Annotated in this window: 15 protein-coding genes, 1 tRNA gene and 1 pseudogene; 12 read left to right on the top strand and 5 right to left on the bottom strand. The window is 67.9% G+C overall.

The window, feature by feature from the left end; translation table 11 throughout:
* Positions 1 to 30: 30 nt before the first annotated feature.
* The 12 genes and pseudogenes from dnaA to J8M50_RS03085 form a co-directional block, all read left to right on the top strand.
* Positions 31 to 1,356: pseudogene (gene dnaA, locus J8M50_RS03140) on the top strand (chromosomal replication initiator protein DnaA); the annotation flags it as partial.
* Positions 1,357 to 2,251: 895 nt separating this feature from the next.
* Positions 2,252 to 3,382 carry a DNA polymerase III subunit beta gene (gene dnaN, locus J8M50_RS03135; RefSeq protein WP_010353455.1) on the top strand — a complete coding sequence of 377 codons (1,131 nt, stop codon included), beginning with the start codon at positions 2,252 to 2,254 and terminating at the stop codon, positions 3,380 to 3,382.
* A gap of 208 nt (positions 3,383 to 3,590) precedes the next feature.
* The gene (gnd, locus tag J8M50_RS03130) at positions 3,591 to 4,466 is read left to right on the top strand and encodes a phosphogluconate dehydrogenase (NAD(+)-dependent, decarboxylating) (protein WP_010353454.1); all 876 of its coding nucleotides are present in this window, start codon (positions 3,591 to 3,593) and stop codon (positions 4,464 to 4,466) included.
* A gap of 19 nt (positions 4,467 to 4,485) precedes the next feature.
* Positions 4,486 to 5,607: a DNA replication/repair protein RecF gene (gene recF, locus J8M50_RS03125; protein WP_075661439.1), complete on the top strand. Its 1,122-nt coding sequence runs from the start codon at positions 4,486 to 4,488 to the stop codon at positions 5,605 to 5,607.
* Positions 5,604 to 6,161: a DciA family protein gene (locus J8M50_RS03120; protein WP_029183820.1), complete on the top strand. Its 558-nt coding sequence runs from the start codon at positions 5,604 to 5,606 to the stop codon at positions 6,159 to 6,161. The genes recF and J8M50_RS03120 overlap by 4 nt, the downstream gene beginning before the upstream one ends.
* A 471-nt stretch (positions 6,162 to 6,632) precedes the next feature.
* Positions 6,633 to 8,696 carry a DNA topoisomerase (ATP-hydrolyzing) subunit B gene (gene gyrB, locus J8M50_RS03115; protein ID WP_029183819.1) on the top strand — a complete coding sequence of 688 codons (2,064 nt, stop codon included), beginning with the start codon at positions 6,633 to 6,635 and terminating at the stop codon, positions 8,694 to 8,696.
* A gap of 42 nt (positions 8,697 to 8,738) precedes the next feature.
* Positions 8,739 to 11,315 carry a DNA gyrase subunit A gene (gene gyrA, locus J8M50_RS03110; protein WP_010353452.1) on the top strand — a complete coding sequence of 859 codons (2,577 nt, stop codon included), beginning with the start codon at positions 8,739 to 8,741 and terminating at the stop codon, positions 11,313 to 11,315.
* Positions 11,316 to 11,334: 19 nt separating this feature from the next.
* Complete coding sequence (locus J8M50_RS03105; protein WP_063748060.1) at positions 11,335 to 12,246, top strand: DUF3566 domain-containing protein; 912 nt, start codon at positions 11,335 to 11,337, stop codon at positions 12,244 to 12,246.
* Positions 12,247 to 12,356: 110 nt separating this feature from the next.
* A tRNA-Ile gene (locus tag J8M50_RS03100) sits at positions 12,357 to 12,430 on the top strand.
* A gap of 220 nt (positions 12,431 to 12,650) precedes the next feature.
* Entirely contained in the window at positions 12,651 to 13,001 is a 351-nt protein-coding gene (locus J8M50_RS03095) for a hypothetical protein (RefSeq protein WP_010353450.1), read from the top strand.
* A 199-nt stretch (positions 13,002 to 13,200) separates the two neighbouring features.
* A complete protein-coding gene (locus J8M50_RS03090) occupies positions 13,201 to 14,430 on the top strand; it encodes an ISAs1 family transposase (RefSeq protein ID WP_029183818.1) in 1,230 nt (409 codons plus the stop codon).
* A gap of 244 nt (positions 14,431 to 14,674) precedes the next feature.
* Positions 14,675 to 15,028 (top strand): hypothetical protein, encoded by a 354-nt coding sequence (locus J8M50_RS03085; RefSeq protein WP_010353448.1) that lies wholly within the window; start codon positions 14,675 to 14,677, stop codon positions 15,026 to 15,028.
* A 123-nt stretch (positions 15,029 to 15,151) separates the two neighbouring features.
* On the opposite strand, the gene J8M50_RS03080 is transcribed toward J8M50_RS03085, so the two are convergent.
* The 5 genes from J8M50_RS03080 to J8M50_RS03060 form a co-directional block, all read right to left on the bottom strand.
* Positions 15,152 to 15,634 carry a hypothetical protein gene (locus J8M50_RS03080; RefSeq protein ID WP_141655580.1) on the bottom strand — a complete coding sequence of 161 codons (483 nt, stop codon included), beginning with the start codon at positions 15,632 to 15,634 and terminating at the stop codon, positions 15,152 to 15,154.
* Positions 15,635 to 15,782: 148 nt separating this feature from the next.
* Entirely contained in the window at positions 15,783 to 17,045 is a 1,263-nt protein-coding gene (locus J8M50_RS03075; RefSeq protein ID WP_010353446.1) for an ABC transporter permease, read from the bottom strand.
* On the bottom strand, positions 17,045 to 17,797 hold the full coding sequence (locus J8M50_RS03070) for an ATP-binding cassette domain-containing protein (RefSeq protein WP_223786150.1): 753 nt from the start codon (positions 17,795 to 17,797) through the stop codon (positions 17,045 to 17,047). Before J8M50_RS03070 ends, J8M50_RS03075 begins: the two co-directional genes overlap by 1 nt.
* Positions 17,798 to 17,875: 78 nt before the next feature.
* A complete protein-coding gene (locus J8M50_RS03065) occupies positions 17,876 to 18,223 on the bottom strand; it encodes a hypothetical protein (RefSeq protein ID WP_010353444.1) in 348 nt (115 codons plus the stop codon).
* A gap of 309 nt (positions 18,224 to 18,532) precedes the next feature.
* Positions 18,533 to 19,615, bottom strand: coding sequence for a glycosyltransferase 87 family protein (locus J8M50_RS03060; RefSeq protein ID WP_010353443.1), 1,083 nt, complete (start codon positions 19,613 to 19,615; stop codon positions 18,533 to 18,535).
* Positions 19,616 to 20,146 lie beyond the last annotated feature (531 nt).

Raw genomic sequence — 20,146 nt, 5'->3', positions numbered from 1 at the left:
GCTGAACGGGCCGAGCGGGCTGAGCGGTCCGACGACTACGGCGGGTGGCAGCAGCAGCGGCTGGGCTTCCCCGAGCGTGATCCGTACGCGGGCGCGCCGCAGGAGCCGTACGGGCAGCAGGAGCCGTACCCCTCCGCCCCCGAACGGCGGCCCGGGGGGTACCGGCCCGCGCCCGCCGAGCGGGGGGCCTACGAGCCGCCCTCGCGGCCCGACTACGACCAGCGCGATCCCGTACGGCGTGAGCTGCCCGAGCCCTCGCACCGGCCCGGGGGGGCGCCCGCGCCGGTGTCCTCCGCAGGCGGCGGCAAGGGGCCGGGGGAGCCGACCGCGCGGCTCAATCCCAAGTACCTCTTCGACACGTTCGTCATCGGCGCGTCCAACCGGTTCGCGCACGCCGCGGCCGTCGCCGTCGCCGAGGCGCCCGCCAAGGCGTACAACCCGCTGTTCATCTACGGCGAGTCCGGGCTCGGCAAGACGCACCTCCTGCACGCCATCGGGCACTACGCGCGCAGCCTGTACCCCGGTACGCGCGTGCGGTACGTGTCCTCCGAGGAGTTCACCAACGAGTTCATCAACTCCATCCGGGACGGCAAGGGCGACAGCTTCCGCAAGCGGTACCGGGAGATGGACATCCTGCTCGTCGACGACATCCAGTTCCTCGCGGACAAGGAGTCGACGCAGGAGGAGTTCTTCCACACGTTCAACACGCTGCACAACGCCAACAAGCAGATCGTGCTGTCCTCCGACCGGCCGCCCAAGCAGCTCGTCACCCTGGAGGACCGGCTGCGGAACCGTTTCGAGTGGGGGCTCATCACCGACGTGCAGCCGCCCGAGCTGGAGACGCGGATCGCGATCCTGCGCAAGAAGGCCGTCCAGGAGCAGCTGAACGCGCCGCCGGAGGTCCTGGAGTTCATCGCCTCCCGGATCTCCCGCAACATCCGGGAGCTGGAGGGCGCGCTGATCCGGGTCACCGCGTTCGCGTCCCTCAACCGGCAGCCGGTGGACCTCGGCCTGACCGAGATCGTCCTCAAGGACCTCATCCCCGGGGGCGAGGACTCGGCGCCCGAGATCACCTCCACGGCGATCATGAGCGCCACGGCGGCGTACTTCGGCCTGACGGTCGAGGACCTGTGCGGGACCTCACGGGGGCGGGCGCTGGTCACGGCCCGGCAGATCGCCATGTACCTGTGCCGCGAGCTGACGGACCTCTCGCTGCCCAAGATCGGCGCCCTGTTCGGCGGCCGGGACCACACGACGGTCATGCACGCGGACCGCAAGATCCGCAACCTCATGGCCGAACGCCGGTCGATCTACAACCAGGTGACGGAGCTGACGAACCGCATCAAGAACGGCTGAGACAGTACGAGGCTGAGGGCGCTCCCGGTGGTCCGGGGGCGCCCTTCGCCGTTGCCGGGGCAGTAGATGGGGCCGTTGCCGAGGCCGTCGCCGGGCCGCGGGCGGCCGGGGGTGTTCGAATTTCCGTGGAGGTTACGGGTGTTGTCCACAGATTGCTCGGGTTTCTGGCCTCCACAGGGTGTGGACTGCGAAGTTGTCCAGACTGTGTCCACAGGCTGGGGGTGTGCGAGATCATCTGGGCAGGTCAGGTGCCTGTGGATTCGTGGATAAAGGTTATCCACAGGCTGTGGATAGTCTCGGGGTCTACAGGGTGGGGAAAAAGTTTTCCACCGGGTTTCCCCAGGTTGGAGGGCGTTTTCCCCAGGGTGGAGGGGGTTCTCCACAGCGTTGTCCACTGTTCGGCAACACGACGCGCCTCCTCACCGGGTCGAGTGAAAGGCGTCACATGAAGGTGCCGGGTTGGCCTGTGGGAAACGTGGGTAAACCTGGGGACGCAGCTGGGGACAACCGGCCCTGATCTGTGGACGGGGTGTGCAGAACTTTTCGTTCTCCACAGATGAGGTGGGTTATCCACCGGTGCCATCCACAGGGTCGGTGGATAAAATTTGGGCTCTGAGCTGGGAAAACGGGGTTATCCACCGTATCCACAGGCCCTACTACTAAGACCAACTAGAGAGAGCCTGGGAATCGGTTCGAAGCGGGGCCTGTGCACAACTCGCTCCGCCGCCTCCGGCTGCCCGTGGTCACGACTTGACCCCGAGGGGCACCAGGTGTCAGTGGGGTGCGTCAGACTGGTCCCCGGATGTCCTTCCCCTCGCCGAGGGCCGTGACACCCAGACAGACGACCAAGGCGAAGCAGGCCGAGAAGCGCCGGCAACAGCAGGAGGCGGCAAGAGTGAAGATCCGGGTGGAACGCGACGTACTCGCGGAGGCCGTGGCCTGGGCGGCACGCAGCCTCCCGGCCCGCCCGCCGGCGCCTGTCCTCGCCGGGCTCCTGCTGAAGGCCGAGGAAGGCCAGCTGAGCCTGTCGAGCTTCGACTACGAGGTCTCGGCGCGGGTCGGCGTCGAGGCCGAGGTCGACGAGGAGGGCACGGTGCTCGTCTCCGGCCGCCTGCTCGCCGACATCTGCCGGGCGCTGCCGAACCGGCCGGTGGAGATTTCCACAGACGGTGTACGGGCCACGGTGGTGTGCGGCTCCTCGCGGTTCACGCTGCACACACTGCCTGTGGAGGAGTACCCGGCGCTGCCGCAGATGCCGAACGCGACGGGTACCGTGCCGGGCGAGGTCTTCGCCTCCGCCGCCGCCCAGGTCGCCATCGCCGCCGGTCGTGACGACACGCTGCCGGTGCTGACGGGTGTGCGCATCGAGATCGAGGGCGACACGGTGACGCTCGCGTCGACGGACCGGTACCGGTTCGCCGTCCGCGAGTTCCTGTGGAAGCCGGAGAACCCCGAGACGTCCGCCGTGGCCCTGGTGCCCGCGAAGACGCTGCTCGACACGGCCAAGGCGCTGACCAGCGGCGACAGCGTCACCCTGGCGCTCTCCGGGTCGGGGTCCGGCGAGGGCCTGATCGGCTTCGAGGGCGCCGGCCGACGGACGACCACGCGTCTCCTGGAGGGCGACCTCCCGAAGTACCGGACGCTCTTCCCGACCGAGTTCAACTCCGTCGCCGTGATCGAGACCGCGCCGTTCGTCGAGGCGGTCAAGCGCGTGGCCCTCGTCGCCGAGCGGAACACGCCGGTGCGGCTCAGCTTCGAGCAGGGTGTGCTCATCCTGGAGGCCGGGTCCAGCGACGACGCACAGGCTGTGGAGCGGGTCGACGCGAACCTCGACGGCGACGACATCTCGATCGCCTTCAACCCGGGGTTCCTGCTGGAGGGCCTGAGCGCGATCGGCTCGCCGGTGGCGCAGCTGTCGTTCACGACGTCCACGAAGCCGGCGCTGCTGAGCGGCAAGCCCGCGCTGGATGCCGAGGCGGACGAGGCGTACAAGTACCTGATCATGCCGGTGCGGCTGAGCGGCTGAGCGGCTCGACCGCAGCGCTGCTGGGGGTGTGGGGGTCGTCCCCCACAAGATCGCAGTATGCCGGTGCGCCTCAGCGGCTGAGCGGACGTGGCGGGAGGGTGCCGCATCTGAGCGGTTGTCCCCACAACTGTGCGCTGACCTCCGGGTTTAGGGTCGTACGCGGTGCACACGCACCCCTCCCGCCCCACCGCAACCTAAGGAACCACTGATGGAGCTCGGTCTCGTCGGACTCGGCAAGATGGGTGGCAACATGCGCGAGCGGATTCGCCGCGCGGGCCACACCGTCGTCGGGTACGACCGCAACCCGGACCTCGCGGACGTCCACAGCCTCAAGGAGCTGGTGGACACGCTCCAGGCACCGCGCGTGGTGTGGGTGATGGTCCCGGCGGGTGCGCCGACGCAGGCGACCGTCGACGAGCTGGCCGAGCTGCTGGAGCCCGGGGACGTCGTCGTGGACGGCGGCAACTCCCGCTGGACGGACGACGAGAAGCACGCCGAGGAGCTGGCCGCCCAGGGCATCGGGTTCGTCGACTGCGGTGTCTCCGGCGGCGTCTGGGGCCTCACCAACGGGTACGCGCTCATGTACGGCGGCGCCGCCGAGGACATCGCCAAGGTCCAGCCCGTCTTCGACGCCCTCAAGCCCGAGGGCGACTTCGGCTCCGTCCACGCGGGCAAGGTCGGCGCCGGGCACTTCGCGAAGATGGTCCACAACGGCATCGAGTACGCCATGATGCAGGCGTACGCCGAGGGCTGGGAGCTGCTGGAGAAGGTCGACTCCGTCACCGACGTACGCGAGGTCTTCCGGTCCTGGCAGGAGGGGACGGTCATCCGTTCCTGGCTGCTCGACCTCGCCGTGAACGCCCTCGACGAGGACGAGCACCTGGACACGCTGCGCGGCTACGCGCAGGACTCCGGCGAGGGGCGCTGGACCGTCGAGGCCGCCATCGACCACGCCGTACCGCTTCCGGCGATCACCGCCTCGCTGTTCGCGCGGTTCTCGTCCCGGCAGGACGACTCGCCGCAGATGAAGATGATCTCGGCGCTGCGCAACCAGTTCGGCGGGCACGCCGTCGAGTCCAAGTAACACCCCGGAGAGGTCGGCCATGCACGTCACGCATCTGTCGCTGGCCGACTTCCGTTCGTACGCCCGGGCCGAGGTTCCGCTCGACCCGGGCGTCACCGCGTTCGTGGGCCCCAACGGGCAGGGCAAGACGAACCTCGTCGAGGCCGTCGGCTATCTCGCGACCCTCGGCAGCCACCGCGTCGCCTCGGACGCGCCCCTCGTCCGGATGGGCGCCGACCGGGCGATCATCCGCGCGCAGGTGCGGCAGGGCGAGCGGCAGCAGCTGGTCGAGCTGGAGCTGAACCCCGGCCGGGCGAACCGCGCGCGCATCAACCGGTCGAGTCAGGTCCGCCCCCGGGACGTGCTCGGCATCCTGCGCACGGTGCTGTTCGCGCCGGAGGACCTCGCGCTCGTCAAGGGCGACCCCGGCGAGCGCCGCCGCTTCCTGGACGACCTGGTCACGGCCCGCTCCCCGAGGATGGCCGGGGTCCGCTCCGACTACGAGCGCGTCCTGAAGCAGCGCAACACCCTCCTCAAGTCGGCCGCCCTGGCGCGCAGGCACGGCGGCCGGACCATGGACCTCTCCACCCTGGACGTCTGGGACCAGCACCTCGCCCGCGTGGGCGCCGAACTCCTCGCGCAGCGCCTCGATCTGGTCGCCACCCTCCAGCCGCTCACGGACAAGGCGTACGAGCAACTCGCCCCCGGCGGCGGCCCGGTGGCCCTGGAGTACAAGCCGTCCGCGCCCGGCGAGGCGCAGACCCGCGAGGAGCTGTACGAGCAGTTGATGGCCGCCCTCGCGGAGGCCCGCAAGCCGGAGATCGAACGGGGCGTCACCCTCGTCGGCCCCCACCGCGACGACCTCCTCCTCAAGCTCGGCCAGCTCCCCGCGAAGGGGTACGCCTCGCACGGCGAGTCCTGGTCGTACGCCCTCGCGCTGCGCCTCGCCTCCTACGACCTGCTGCGCGCCGAGGGCAACGAGCCGGTGCTCGTCCTCGACGACGTCTTCGCCGAACTGGACGCCCGCCGCCGCGAACGCCTCGCCGAGCTGGTGGCCCCCGGCGAGCAGGTGCTGGTGACGGCGGCGGTGGACGACGACGTGCCGGGCGTACTGGTCGGGACGCGGTTCTCGGTGGCGGACGGATCGGTGGAGCGGGTATGAGTTCCGACGAACGGGACGCGAAGGAAGTTCCCGGCAAAACGCCCGCACAGCAAGAACCTTCCGGCGTCGACCTCGCCCGCGTCGCCCTCAAGGCCGCCCGCGAACAGGCCCGCGCGCGCGGCGACGCGGTCCAGCAGAAGAAGCAGGCCCGTCGCGGCGGTGGCCTGCGCTCCGGCGCGCGCGCGGACGGCCGCGACCCCATGGCGCTCGGCGCCGCGATCAACCGTCTGCTGAACGAACGCGGCTGGGAGACCCCGGCGGCCGTCGGCGGGGTGATGAACCGCTGGCCGGAGATCGTCGGCGAGGACATCGGCAAGCACTGCGTGCCCGAGCGGTACGACGAGGACGCGCGCGAACTGGTCGTGCGCTGCGACTCGACGGCGTGGGCGACGAACCTGCGGCTGCTGGCGCCGACCCTGGTGGCCCGCCTCAACCAGGACCTCGGGCACGGCACCGTACGGCACATCAAGGTGCTGGGTCCCAACGGCCCCGCGCGCCGTTACGGGCCCCTGCGCGCCCCCGGGAGCACCGGCCCCGGCGACACTTACGGGTGACTTACATCACGCACCTCTCGCGTCGTGCCGGATGGCGTGGCGCCGGTGTATCCCTCGCGCACGCGCGCGCGGGTTCGTCCTGACGACGCGCGCGGGATCGGCGTACTCCTTCGGCGCCTGCTCGGACGTACCCAAAACGCTTGTCCCGCAAGGCTGCAGAGGACGTATGCGGTGGTGAATCCCGACCTGACTCGCCGGTAGCCAAGGGTTGACAGCCGGAAGCGCTGAGTGCCGCTGTGAGCCTCTTGGAGCCCCCGTCCGTATATCGGGAGTCGTGAGAGGCGGGTTGAGGGCGGCACATGCGGACTCAGGTACCGGCAAACCCCCATCACTGTCGGTGCTACCGGTAGACTGGAAGCCAATCCCGCCCCAAACGTGGGGACCGCCCGGGACCCGCTGAGCAACGCTGATCAAGGCTTACCAACGCAACACGCCGCAGCCGCTCCGGCAACCTGCCGAGGAGTCTGGCTCGTGCTGTGCCAGAAAGGGCGCTTCGTGGCCGATTCCGGCAACCCCAACGAGAACATCCCGTCCACCGGCGCGGGCCTGAACGGCGAGGTCACCGCCTCGTACGACGCCAGTGCCATCACCGTCCTCGAAGGGCTGGACGCGGTCCGCAAGCGGCCCGGTATGTACATCGGCTCGACCGGTGAGCGGGGTCTGCACCACCTCGTGTACGAGGTCGTGGACAACTCCGTCGACGAGGCCCTGGCCGGTCACGCCGACACCATCGACGTCACGATCCTGCCCGACGGCGGGGTGCGCGTCGTCGACAACGGCCGCGGCATCCCGGTCGGCATCGTGCCGTCCGAGGGCAAGCCGGCCGTCGAGGTCGTGCTGACGGTGCTGCACGCGGGCGGCAAGTTCGGAGGCGGCGGCTACGCGGTCTCCGGCGGTCTGCACGGCGTCGGCGTCTCGGTCGTGAACGCCCTGTCGTCGAAGGTCGCCGTCGAGATCCGCACCGACGGCCACCGCTGGACGCAGGACTACAAGCTCGGCGCTCCGACGGCCCCGCTGGCACAGCACGAGGCCGTCACGGAGACGGGCACCTCGGTGACGTTCTGGGCGGACCCGGACATCTTCGAGACGACCGTCTACTCCTTCGAGACGCTCTCGCGGCGCTTCCAGGAGATGGCGTTCCTCAACAAGGGCCTGACCATCAAGCTCACCGACGAGCGCGAGTCGGCGAAGGCGACGGCCGGGGCGGACGAGGCGGGTGCGGACGAGAAGGACGAGGTCAAGACCGTCACGTACCACTACGAGGGCGGCATCGTCGACTTCGTGAAGTACCTCAACTCCCGCAAGGGCGAAGCGGTGCACCCCACGGTCATCGACCTGGAGGCGGAGGACAAGGACAAGAGCCTCTCCCTCGAAGTCGCCATGCAGTGGAACAGCGGCTACAGCGAGGGCGTCTACTCCTTCGCCAACATCATCCACACGCACGAGGGCGGCACCCACGAAGAGGGCTTCCGCTCGGCGCTCACCAACCTGATCAACAAGTACGCGCGCGACAAGAAGCAGCTGCGCGAGAAGGACGACAACCTCACGGGCGACGACATCCGCGAGGGTCTGACGGCGATCATCTCGGTGAAGCTGAGCGAGCCGCAGTTCGAGGGCCAGACCAAGACCAAGCTGGGCAACACGGAGGCCAAGACCTTCGTGCAGAAGGCGGTCTACGAGCACCTCAACGACTGGCTGGACCGCAACCCGGTGGAGGCCGCGGACATCGTCCGCAAGGGCATCCAGGCGGCCACCGCGCGCGTCGCCGCCCGCAAGGCGCGCGACCTGACGCGCCGTAAGGGCCTGCTGGAGTCGGCGTCGCTGCCGGGCAAGCTCTCCGACTGCCAGTCGAACGACCCCACCAAGTGCGAGATCTTCATCGTCGAGGGTGACTCCGCCGGCGGTTCGGCCAAGTCGGGCCGCAACCCGCAGGTCCAGGCGATCCTCCCGATCCGCGGCAAGATCCTGAACGTCGAGAAGGCGCGGATCGACAAGATCCTCCAGAACCAGGAGATCCAGGCGCTGATCTCCGCGTTCGGCACCGGCGTGCACGAGGACTTCGACATCGAGAAGCTCCGCTATCACAAGATCATCCTGATGGCGGACGCCGACGTCGACGGCCAGCACATCAACACCCTGCTGCTGACCTTCCTGTTCCGCTTCATGCGGCCCCTGGTCGAGGCCGGGCACGTCTTCCTGTCCCGCCCCCCGCTGTACAAGATCAAGTGGGGCCGCGAGGACATCGAGTACGCCTACTCCGACCGCGAGCGCGACGCCCTCCTGGAGATGGGCCGCCAGCGCGGCAAGCGCGTGCGCGAGGACTCGATCCAGCGCTTCAAGGGTCTCGGCGAGATGAACGCCGAGGAGCTGCGCGTCACGACCATGGACCAGGACCTGCGCGTCCTCGGCCAGGTCACCCTCGACGACGCCGCCCAGGCCGACGACCTGTTCTCGGTCCTCATGGGCGAGGACGTCGAGGCCCGTCGCGCGTTCATCCAGCGCAACGCCAAGGACGTCCGCTTCCTCGACATCTGAGTCGGTCTCAGCTGACCGCCACAGAAGGGATCTTCACCAGCAATGACCGACGAGACCACTCCGGCGACCCCGGAAGACAGCACCGTCCGTATCGAGCCCGTCGGGCTGGAGACGGAGATGCAGCGCTCGTACCTGGACTACGCGATGTCCGTCATCGTGTCCCGCGCGCTGCCGGACGTCCGTGACGGCCTCAAGCCCGTGCACCGCCGCGTCCTGTACGCGATGTACGACGGCGGCTACCGGCCCGAGAAGGGCTTCTACAAGTGCGCCCGCGTCGTCGGCGACGTCATGGGCAACTACCACCCGCACGGCGACTCCTCGATCTACGACGCGCTGGTGCGCCTCGCGCAGCCGTGGTCGATGCGGATGCCGCTGGTCGACTCCAACGGCAACTTCGGTTCCCCGGGCAACGACCCGGCCGCCGCCATGCGGTACACCGAGTGCAAGATGATGCCGCTGTCCATGGAGATGGTCCGCGACATCGACGAGGAGACCGTCGACTTCACGGACAACTACGACGGCCGCTCCCAGGAGCCGACCGTCCTCCCGGCGCGCTTCCCGAACCTGCTGATCAACGGCTCGGCGGGCATCGCGGTCGGCATGGCCACCAACATCCCCTCGCACAACCTGCGCGAGGTCGCGGCCGGCGCCCAGTGGGCGCTGGAGCACCCGGAGGCCTCGCACGAGGAGCTGCTGGACGCGCTGATCGAGCGCATCAAGGGCCCCGACTTCCCGACCGGCGCCCTCGTCGTCGGCCGCAAGGGCATCGAGGAGGCGTACCGCACCGGGCGCGGCTCCATCACGATGCGCGCGGTCGTCGAGGTCGAGGAGATCCAGAACCGCCAGTGCCTGGTGGTCACGGAACTGCCGTACCAGGTCAACCCGGACAACCTCGCGCAGAAGATCGCCGACCTGGTGAAGGACGGCAAGGTCGGCGGCATCGCGGACGTCCGCGACGAGACCTCGTCCCGTACCGGCCAGCGCCTCGTCATCGTCCTGAAGCGGGACGCGGTCGCCAAGGTCGTCCTGAACAACCTCTACAAGCACACCGACCTCCAGACGAACTTCGGCGCCAACATGCTGGCGCTGGTCGACGGCGTGCCGCGCACCCTGTCGCTCGACGCGTTCATCCGGCACTGGGTGGCGCACCAGATCGAGGTCATCGTCCGCCGTACGCGCTTCCGGCTCCGCAAGGCCGAGGAGCGGGCGCACATCCTGCGCGGCCTGCTGAAGGCCCTGGACGCCATCGACGAGGTCATCGCGCTGATCCGGCGCAGCGACACCGTCGACATCGCGCGCACGGGCCTGATGGACCTCCTGGAGATCGACGAGATCCAGGCGAACGCCATCCTGGAGATGCAGCTCCGCCGCCTCGCGGCCCTGGAGCGGCAGAAGATCATCCAGGAGCACGACGAGCTCCAGGCGAAGATCACCGAGTACAACGCGATCCTGGCCTCCCCCGTGCGCCAGCGCGGGATCGTCAGCGAGGAACTCGCCGCGATCGTCGAGAAGTACGGCGACGACCGCAAGACCATGCTGGTGCCCTACGACGGTGACATGTCCATCGAGGACCTGATCGCCGAGGAGGACATCGTCGTCACCGTCACGCGCGGCGGCTACGTCAAGCGCACCAAGGCGGACGACTACCGGGCGCAGAAGCGCGGCGGCAAGGGGGTGCGCGGAGCGAAGCTGAAGGAGGACGACATCGTCGACCACTTCTTCGTCTCCACCACCCACCACTGGCTGCTGTTCTTCACGAACAAGGGCCGCGTGTACCGCGCCAAGGCGTACGAGCTTCCCGACGCCGGCCGGGACGCGCGCGGGCAGCACGTCGCGAACCTCCTCGCCTTCCAGCCGGACGAGGCGATCGCCGAGATCCTCGCGATCCGCGACTACGAGGCGGCGCCCCACCTGGTGCTCGCCACGAAGGCGGGTCTGGTCAAGAAGACGCCTCTGAAGGATTACGATTCGCCGCGCTCCGGCGGGGTCATCGCGATCAACCTGCGGGAGCGGGAGGACGGTTCGGACGACGAACTGATCGGCGCTGAACTCGTCTCCTCGGACGACGATCTGCTCCTGATCAGCAAGAAGGCGCAGTCGATCCGGTTCACCGCCACCGACGACACCCTGCGTCCCATGGGCCGCGCGACCTCGGGTGTGAAGGGCATGAGCTTCCGCGAGGGCGACGAGCTGCTCTCGATGAATGTGGTGCGACCCGGTACGTTCGTGTTCACCGCCACCGATGGTGGGTACGCGAAGCGAACCAATGTCGATGAATATCGCGTCCAAGGGCGTGGGGGCCTCGGAATCAAGGCCGCCAAGATCGTCGAGGACCGGGGTTCGCTCGTCGGTGCGCTGGTGGTCGAGGAGACCGACGAGATCCTCGCCATCACGCTCGGCGGCGGTGTGATTCGTACGCGAGTCAACGAGGTCAGGGAGACGGGCCGTGACACCATGGGCGTCCAACTGATCAACCTGGGCAAGCGCGATGCCGTCGTCGGCATCGCCCGTAACGCCGAGGCGGGGCGCGAGGCGGAGGAGGTCGAGGGCGACCTCGAAGCTGCCGAGGGTGTCGTCGAGGCCGGCACGGACGAGGGCGACGCGCCCTCGGCCGAGTAGCACCGAGGAGAGAGTCATCGTGAGCGGAGCCACGGGCGCCGGTACGTCTACCGGATCTGCCGGTACTTCCGGGCCTTCCGGTTCGTCCGGGTCGGAGAAGGACGGCGGCGGTCGTGGCTCCGCCGCGGACTCCCCCACGGCGGGGGGTGCGGTGGAGGGCGTCGAGCAGCGTGACGCGCACACGACGCAGTTGAAGGCGATCAAGCCGGATACGCAGGCGCCGGGGGCCGGGGCTTTGGGTGAGGGTGCGGGGTCCGCCAAGGGTGGCCGCGGCAAGGGCGCTCAGCGCGGTCCTGGCGGCTCCGGGAGCAACGGGCGGGGTGCGCAAGGGAGTTCGGGGGCTGCGGGGGCTCAGCAGGGCGCCGGCGTCCAGCAGGGTGCGCGTGGTGGGGCCGGTACGCAGGTCGGGCAGCAGCAGACCTCCTCGCCGCTTCCCGGTGAGCGGCGGCAGGACCAGCAGGGTTCCGTGCCGTACCACCCGCCGCAGGCGTACGCCGCCGAGGAGACGACGCCCGACGATGCCGTCCGGCGGCCCCGTACCGGTGCGCGGACCGCGCCTCGTGTGCGCAAGGCGCGGCTGCGGGTCGCCAAGGCCGATCCCTGGTCCGTGATGAAGGTCAGCTTCCTGCTGTCCATCGCGCTCGGGGTGTGCACGATCGTCGCCTCGGCCGTGCTGTGGATGGTCATGGACGCGATGGGGGTCTTCTCCTCCGTCGGTTCCACGATCTCCGAGGCGACCGGGTCCAACGAGTCCAACGGGTTCGACCTCCAGTCCTTCCTGTCCCTCCCCCACGTCCTGATGTTCTCGACGATCATCGCGGTCATCGACGTCGTCCTCGCGACGGCGCTGGCGACGCTCGCGGCGTTCATCTACAACCTGTCCGCCGGGTTCGTCGGCGGGGTCGAGCTGACGCTCGCCGAGGACGAGTGACCTGCGGAGAAACCCTCCCGGGCGGGGTGGTCCCAACCGATTTTGGGACTGCCCCGGTCGTGCGCTAACCTTCAGGGGTCAGCGCGCGGGACACACACCGCAAGCGCGGCGGGGCTATAGCTCAGTTGGTTAGAGCGCATCCCTGATAAGGATGAGGCCACAGGTTCAAATCCTGTTAGCCCCACATCGGCATAACGCCTGGTCAGACGGCCGGTAGATCTCCACGATCTACCGGCCGTCTACATTTGTTGATCTTGGTTCCCCGCTACTTCCCCGTAACTTACGCTCGGACGGCTCCAGTTCGCCCGAACGGGGATCCGGGGGCGTGCACCGGGGGTTCGACGCACCCTTCTCCTGGCGCTCTTCGCTCGCTAGTTTCTGTCCCTACAGAAACGAGGTGGACCATGGGCAGGCCCAAACGCGGAGAGACCCCCAAGAGCCGCGAAAGCGAGCGCGCCATTCCGCTCACACCCGCCCTTGTCGAGCTGATGCACGCGCACCAACTCGATCACCCCGGCGGTACGGCGTTCCGGCCCGGCACCGCACAGCTCAGAACGTTCGTCGCGCCAGGGCGGCGCACGGTGATGCTGGACTCCAGCGAAGTTTCCGCGATGCTTCGCGCTGTCAGCGTTGGGTATCGGGCGCCCGCCTACGCGGCTGTCAGGGAAGACCTCATCCAACTGGCCGACGCCCTCGACATGCAGGCGCTCCAGGCCCTCGTCGGCACCGAGGGTAGAGGGGGCGAGGAGGTGTGAAAGCGGTGTAACAACCTGCTGATGCCAAACAGGGTGCTTGACCTTTATGGTGAACGTAAAAGCGTCCCCTGCCGATTCAGACCAGGGCGGCTTCAAGTTCCGGGTTCGCGTGGTTGGTGACCGTTGGGGGCGTACAGCAGAGCAGGCACGGGCTTCGTGATCATTGTGGTGTCTAAGCCCGATGATCATGAGGTAACCCGTGCCTGCTGCTGCATCCTCTCCCATCCCTGCCGCGTTGATGAAACTGGGGTCGCTGGACGGCGACCGGGTCGCGGACCTGCGCCCGTACCTCGACTCGGTGCCCGACCCACGCGCGCGGCAGGGCCGGTGGTACTCGCTGACAGCGATCCTGCTGGTGGGTGCCTGCGCGGTCGTCTCGGGAGCCCGGAGCATCGACGAACTCGCCGAGTGGGGCCAGCGCGCGGCAGACACACTGCTGAACGCCACCGGCATCCGCCGCCACCTCCTCGGCTGGCGGCGGACACCGTCGGCGGCCACAATCGGGCGCGTGCTGGGGGCTGTTGACGGTGACGCCCTGGACCGGGCCGTGGGCGCCTACCTGGCCGACCGGCACCGCACCGCCGCCGGGAACCGCACCGCGAACCCCCGCCGGGCAGCGGTGACAGCCGTCGACGGCAAAGCCCTCAAGGGGTCCTCCCGCCTCGAAGCGCCAAGGCGGCACCTGCTCTCCGCGGTCACCCACGGCACGGTCGTGACCCTCGCCCAGGGCGAAGCCGGCACCAAGACGAACGAGACGACGCACTTCCAGCCGCTGCTGGCGTCACTGGACCTGGCCGGCACGGTCGTGACCTTCGACGCCCTGCACTCGGTCAAGGCGAACATCACCTGGCTGGTCGAGACGAAGAACGCGCACTACATCGCCGTGATCAAGACCAACCAGCCGACCGCCCACCGCCAACTCGCGGCCCTGCCCTGGCCGGACGTCCCCGTCCAGCACACCGCCTCCGCCACCGGCCACGGCCGCCGGGAGTCCCGCTCGATCAAGACCTGCGCGATCGCGGACGAACTCGGCGGCATCGCCTTTCCCCACGCCCGCCTGGCCATCCGCGTCCACCGCCGCCGCAGGCAGACCGGAAAGCGCGAGACCCGCGAGAGCGTCTACGCCGTCACCAGCCTCGACGCCCACCAGACCAGCCCCAGAGACCTCGCCGCCGCGATCCGTGGCCACTGGGGAGTGGAGAACTCCTCGCACCACATCCGAGACGTCACCTTCGCCGAGGACGCCTCCACCGTCCACACCGGGACCGCACCCCGCGCCATGGCCACCCTGCGCAACCTCGCCATCGGCGCACTGAAAACCCTCGGAGCCGACAACATCGCCAAGACCACCCGAGCGATCCGCGACGAACCAGCCCGAGCACTCCCCGTCCTGGGTATCACCGTCAATCCAGACGCTTACGGAACTTGATCAAGCCCTGACTTCGGTGGCCCGCACGTTCAGTACGTCTTGAACGAGAACCCCATGAGTTTCTGATCAATAGTCGTTGCGCGATTAAATTTCCGATGCGATCATGACAGTAAGCGCGAGTGTTCGGTGTTCCATCGCTCGCGCTTTTCAGTCAATCACCGGTAAAGGGGGAGTGGTTGGGGGTACGGCGGGGCAACGCTGCTATCCCGGCCCGGCACCGGTCCGCACATCAGGAGAAATTAATATGGCGGAGTTCACTCAGTCCGCGCCGCGAGCGCGAAAGAAGATGGCGCAAGCGTTTGCGATCGCGGGCCTGGCCGCGGCGGCCGTCACCGTGACCGCCCCGACTGCGCTGGCCAGTGGCACGAGCACCACGACATACGGCTGCTATTCCACCTGGGGCAACACCGGGTCCAACGGGCACTGCCAGTCGGTGGGGCGTACCGGTGATTTCCAGAACGAGGTCGACTGCAGCTTCGGGGGAGATTCGTCGGTTTGGTACCTGTTCCACAAGGGTGACTCCAAGCCCACCTGGGGTTATGCGGAGTGCACCTTCTCTGCCAACAAGTCCTGGATCAACTTCAAGATTGACTCATAAGAGGCGATACTAGGTTAGTACTTCAGGGGTGTCCCGACTCGGGGCACCCCTGAAGTGCGTGTATTGAGCGTACTCAGGGAAAATCAAAGGATTCACGTACGCTGCGGTTAATTCTCCTGCCTGTTATCTGCTCCGTCGAAATGCGCGCCGCAATCGGGTGATGCGCCACGGAGTCAGCGCCATCGCGGCTCCGCCCGTAAGCAGGCTGGCGACGGCGATCCCCCAGCAGGGAATCGAGTGTCCGGGCTGATCTGTCCAGGCCCACCACCGCAACCGTCCGAGGGAGTCCGTCTGCCAGTAGGTCAGGGGGAACAGGGTGACCAGGGGGAGGATCCAGGAGAATCTCCATCCCCATATCCGCCCGGACAGGAGGGCGAGCCCGACCCAGATCACCAGACCTCTCAGCAGGAGCAGAACGGTATCCATGGGGCTGACGAGTGCCTCTGCTGTGACGAGCAGCAGCGACGCCGCGGTGACGGCCCCGACGAGGTAGGAGATCTCGACTCTTCTGAAGCCCTTCGCTGCCGTCTCCTCCAGAGAGTTCATGGCGCTGCCGAGGCCCCCTACGGCGATCACGGCCAGGGCGAGGGGGATCTCATGTCTCAAAGGGGTACTGGAGGCTCCGCTGCCACTGAAGGGGAAAACGAGGCGGGTGGCCCCGAAGGCCACATCGCACGCGATCACCAGGGCCCAGCCCACGGCGATTCCACGGAAGCGATGAGCCCGCAGGTAGCGGACCCAGGGCTCACCGAGATCAGGCACAGCGTGTCCCCTCGATCACCGTGATCCGCTTCTTCGCCCAGATCTCCTGTGCCGCCTCGGGCTGCTTGATCAGCCTTGCGATCGCTGCCTGGTCGACACCGGGGGGCCCTCCGTGGATGTTGGACGGCTGCCCGGCGCCCGAGATCCGGGCTGCGAGCCAGGAGTCGAGCTCGAAGTACGCCTGCGTGCGCCGGTCTTCACTGGCGCTGTCCACCGCCTCGCAGTAGGGCGGAGTGGATGTCCGGGTGATGGCGATGGACATGCTGTCGGCCACCTCCCACATGGAGCCCTCGAAGATCGAGAAGTCGACGTCCTGCGCTTTGTCGCCCCTCAGCCCCTCCTCGTAGAACGCCGAGGGGGATTTGATGACCGGAGGAAGCGCGGATATACGCCGTGCCATCGCTTCCAGGCGCGGCAGGTACATGCGCTCTTCGGGCCATACGCAGATCTTCGGCTCGGCGTGCGTGCACAGCGGAGCACTCGGATTCGCTCGCGCCGTCTGCACAGGTCCTGCCGTGAGAACGCCTGCCAGGCATGCGACGGCCAGCGCCGAGGTACCGATGGCAGGCAGTCTGGCGATCACTTTTCCGCGTTCTCCGGTGTATCCAGGCAGCGTACGTGGAGTGAGAACGGCGACGGCCACCGCGGAGAGCGCCAGAGCCCATCGGACGGCGAGATGCTCCGGGGTCACTTCCATGGCAGGGCCGCCGGAGAGTACGAACAGGCCGGCCTTCGTCGGGCTGCCGTTCATCGTCACCACCAGGAAGCAGGCCAGACCGGAGACGACCGGGGTGGCGAAAGCGGACGGGAACCAACGCCCGGCGAGGTGTCCGACCGCGATGCACAGGAGGATGAGTGCCGCCCCCAGCAGGAGGTAACTGGGCCACAGGAATCCGGGGCCGGCGTCGTGGTAACTGACTGCCGCGGCAACTGCGGCGCCCATGAGGTAGGCGACGTAACCGTAAACGGCGACTGCCGCGATGTGCGCTCCCTCGACCTGCCACCTGGGCCTGGTTCCTGCCGTGTGCTGGTCCTCGAAGCCGAGCCGGTAGATCCGGCCGGAGGCCCAGGCGGCATAGGCCGCCAAGAACGGGCCGAGGTAGAAGGCGGGTACCTGGGCCGCCGCACTGGCCTGCGGCCAGACGCCGATCCACCACTGAGACCGTCCGAAAAGAACCGCCACGTCCAGGGCGACGAGGGCGGGGAACCACCATCGCAGGGGGGAGCGCCGCAACTCCATCCAGAAGATACGCATCAGGAAAGCTCCCCCTGCCCCGACAAGGCCGCCATGTAGCCGCGCTCCAACGGGCTGTCGCCCGCCACTCCCGAACGGGTGTTGCCCGCAAGGGCCTCGGGCGTATCGCGGAAGAGGAACCTTCCGGACTGCATGACGACGACCTGGTCACAGACGGCAGCCACATCCTCCACGAGATGTGTGCTCAGTACGATCGCCGAGCCCGTCAGCGATCTGATCAACTCACGGAACTGCAAGCGCTGTTCAGGGTCCAGACCGACGGTCGGCTCGTCCAGCAACAGGAGCCTTGGAGAGCCGACAATGGCCGCGGCAATGCCGGCGCGCCGCAGCATGCCACCGGAAAGAGACTTCATCTGGGCATCCGCCCGCCCGTCGAGAAGGACGGATGCGATGGCTTTCACGGACGCGCCATGCGCCTCACGGTCGGGCACCCCGCGCAGCCATGCGCTGTACCTGACGAAATCATAGACCGAAAAGGTCGGATAATACCCGAATTCCTGAGGCAGGTAGCCGATCATGGGGCGCGCCGCCCTCGCCGACCGCTCGGAGTTGACCCTTCTGCCGCAGATCTCCAGGTTTCCCTCCTGAGGGGGCGCAACCGTGGCGAGGGTGCGGAGAAGCGTTGTCTTTCCCGCACCGTTGGGGCCCAGAAGTCCATAGACGCCGCCGCCGAGCTGCCAGTCGAGTCCTGTGATCACCTGGTGTCGGCCATAGCCCTGAGCAAGTCCCGACAGTGATGCGATCGGTTCCACGTCGTTCCTTTCACATGCGCGACCGGGCGCCACCCGAGGGCGGCACCCGGTCACATCATCTCTACGTGCCGAAGCGCATCAATCCGTGTACATAATGAAAGACTTCTCGATGTCGAACGTGCACTCGACTCCGCCCCACTTCGGGTTCGACTCCCCGCCCTGGAAAAACTTCCAGAGCGAGTCCTCGTTACCGAAGGTGCACACGCCGCGGTTCTTGTACTGCCCGCCCCTCGTCACGGAGACGCAGTGGGCCACCGATCCCGTGCTCCCCCATGTGGAGTAGCAGCCGTTGAGCTTGGGGCTCGTGCCGCTCGCCATTGCAGACGGCGCGGACAGGGCGACGACTGCGATCGCCGCACCCGCGAACGCGGCGGCGCGCGCTATGGTGTTCCGCGTCCGTCTCACGGGCTGAATGTGCTCCGTCATCACTGTCTCCTCCTGATGTGCAGACCGATGGCGGGGGCGGGGTCGCAGCGTTGCCCCGCTGCGGCCCCAACCATGCTGATCCGTCATCGATGGTCGATTGCGAAGGCTTGGTAAGCACTTCGACAGTTATGTCATGATCACACCAAGTTTTGGATCTTGCAACCGATATTGCGTGGAGGGTGACGTTCCGTATCAGTCGCGCCAGATACGCCTTACGTCACTCCTCCAACCACCTTCCGCACTAAAGGCGTTGTGTGTGGGGGCCGGGGTCGACTTATTGCGGCACATACACCAAGCACTGACTGATGATCATCGATGCCCCGTTCGTAGCCGCTGTCTGTCCGGCACGCCCGCCGACAAGGCAGCGGCGAAGCGAGGCCAAGCCAGCAGGACGATCGGGTATATGGCGTAGCCGACGCGAGTGGCCGGCGACAGCACTATCGCCAGGATCAGGCCGAGTGCCAGTCGGTCGGCACCAGCCACGACGCTCCGCGGTGGGCGGACCAAGAGTGAGAGGCCCACACCCGCGGCGCTCAGCGCGATGAGTGCCGTCGTGACGGCCTTGCCGTGCGGGACCAGCATCGTGATCAGATGCCCCAACAAGGGACTCTGCGCGGACGAGGCCGTGGGACCGAGGCCCAGCGGGTAGAGGACGACGTTGCGGTAGAAGGCACCGCTGTCCACCAAGACCGCGGGCAGCACGGCGAGCAGGGCGATCCCCGCAGCTCCCGCTGCGCATCTGACCGCGGCACGCCGCCCGCCGCGCACCGCCAGTACGGCGATGAGCACCGGGATGGCCGGCCAGGCGGTCCACTTCAGCGCGGCCGCCGCACCCAGGGCCAGCCCGGCACGTCCGGCATCGCCCCCCTGTGTGAAGGCCATGGCCAGGCACACCAACCCTATGACCGGCGGGTCCACACCACCGATGGTGAGCGGCAGCGCGACGACGGGGCAGGCGATCAGCCACAACAGGCCCGTCCTGCCGGTGACCCCGCGCGAGGTACTGTACCGGTCGGCGTCTGTGTCCCGGCCGTCGGTCAGCACCCGTATCGCGCCTGCTACGGCCGCAAGGAAGCCGACGAAGAACCACAACCGGGCGCTGGTGAACGGGATGTCGCCGAACAGCATGTGCGGTATGCCGAAGAGCGCCATGCCGGGAAGGTAGGGGTTGAAGTCCCGCACCACGTGTGGTGTGGGGTGGTACGGGCTTCCGGAGGCGAACAGCAGGTCAGCTGCCCGCTCCACGACGCCTACCTCCATCTGCTCCTTGCTGATCACCGTCAGGTACAGCAGGGGCACGGCGACCGCACCGACGACCGCGACCACGGCGGGAGCGGGTGCCCACGACGCGGACGACCGGGCCGCGACCAGTGCGGCAGCGCCGTAACCCAATGCGGCAGTCAGGCCCCACGCTTCCTGGGAGGTGTCGGTTGGCGACAGTAGACCCACCACGAGTGCGGAAACAGCGCAGCCCAACAGCAGCAGCCAGTCCCACCGTCGGCCAACACGAGGTAGCTTGTCGGTGATGGTGGCGGCAGCGCCTGGCCGCTGTGCACGAGCAACAGTTGACATCAGGCGCTGGGCTTTCGCCGGATGCGGAGGCCGAGGTCGGCCGCGCAGCACCACCCCTGACACGTGTACGCGTCAGGGACAGCAGAGATCCCTGGATGTATGCACATGGCGCTGAAAATTCCCCGTTTTGGTGTTCAAACCGCCGTGGTCAGAGGCGGCGCTTAGCGACGTGATCATGCCACATTGAGACGGTGAAACCCCCGCCCGTCTCTGCGATGCGCCTCACACAGGTGACTGCCTGGAGGTCGCCGACGGCGTCCTCAACCTCCTCTTCACCCCCACCCACCTGCAGCCCTCGATGAACCAGGGACCTGCCGATCAATAACTCTTCGGTTTTTGTGGGCTGTTGGG

The sequence above is a fragment of the Streptomyces acidiscabies genome, from assembly GCF_020010905.1.
Lineage (GTDB): Bacteria > Actinomycetota > Actinomycetes > Streptomycetales > Streptomycetaceae > Streptomyces > Streptomyces acidiscabies.
This window is presented reverse-complemented; position numbering and strand designations above follow the sequence as displayed.

Coding starts and splice junctions, on each gene's coding strand:
- gnd (WP_010353454.1), top strand. CDS start 3,591: ATGGAGCTCGGTCTCGTCGGACTCGGCAAGATGGGTGGCAACATGCGC.
- recF (WP_075661439.1), top strand. CDS start 4,486: ATGCACGTCACGCATCTGTCGCTGGCCGACTTCCGTTCGTACGCCCGG.
- J8M50_RS03120 (WP_029183820.1), top strand. CDS start 5,604: ATGAGTTCCGACGAACGGGACGCGAAGGAAGTTCCCGGCAAAACGCCC.
- gyrA (WP_010353452.1), top strand. CDS start 8,739: ATGACCGACGAGACCACTCCGGCGACCCCGGAAGACAGCACCGTCCGT.
- J8M50_RS03095 (WP_010353450.1), top strand. CDS start 12,651: ATGGGCAGGCCCAAACGCGGAGAGACCCCCAAGAGCCGCGAAAGCGAG.
- J8M50_RS03085 (WP_010353448.1), top strand. CDS start 14,675: ATGGCGGAGTTCACTCAGTCCGCGCCGCGAGCGCGAAAGAAGATGGCG.
- J8M50_RS03075 (WP_010353446.1), bottom strand. CDS start 17,045: ATGCGTATCTTCTGGATGGAGTTGCGGCGCTCCCCCCTGCGATGGTGG.
- J8M50_RS03065 (WP_010353444.1), bottom strand. CDS start 18,223: ATGACGGAGCACATTCAGCCCGTGAGACGGACGCGGAACACCATAGCG.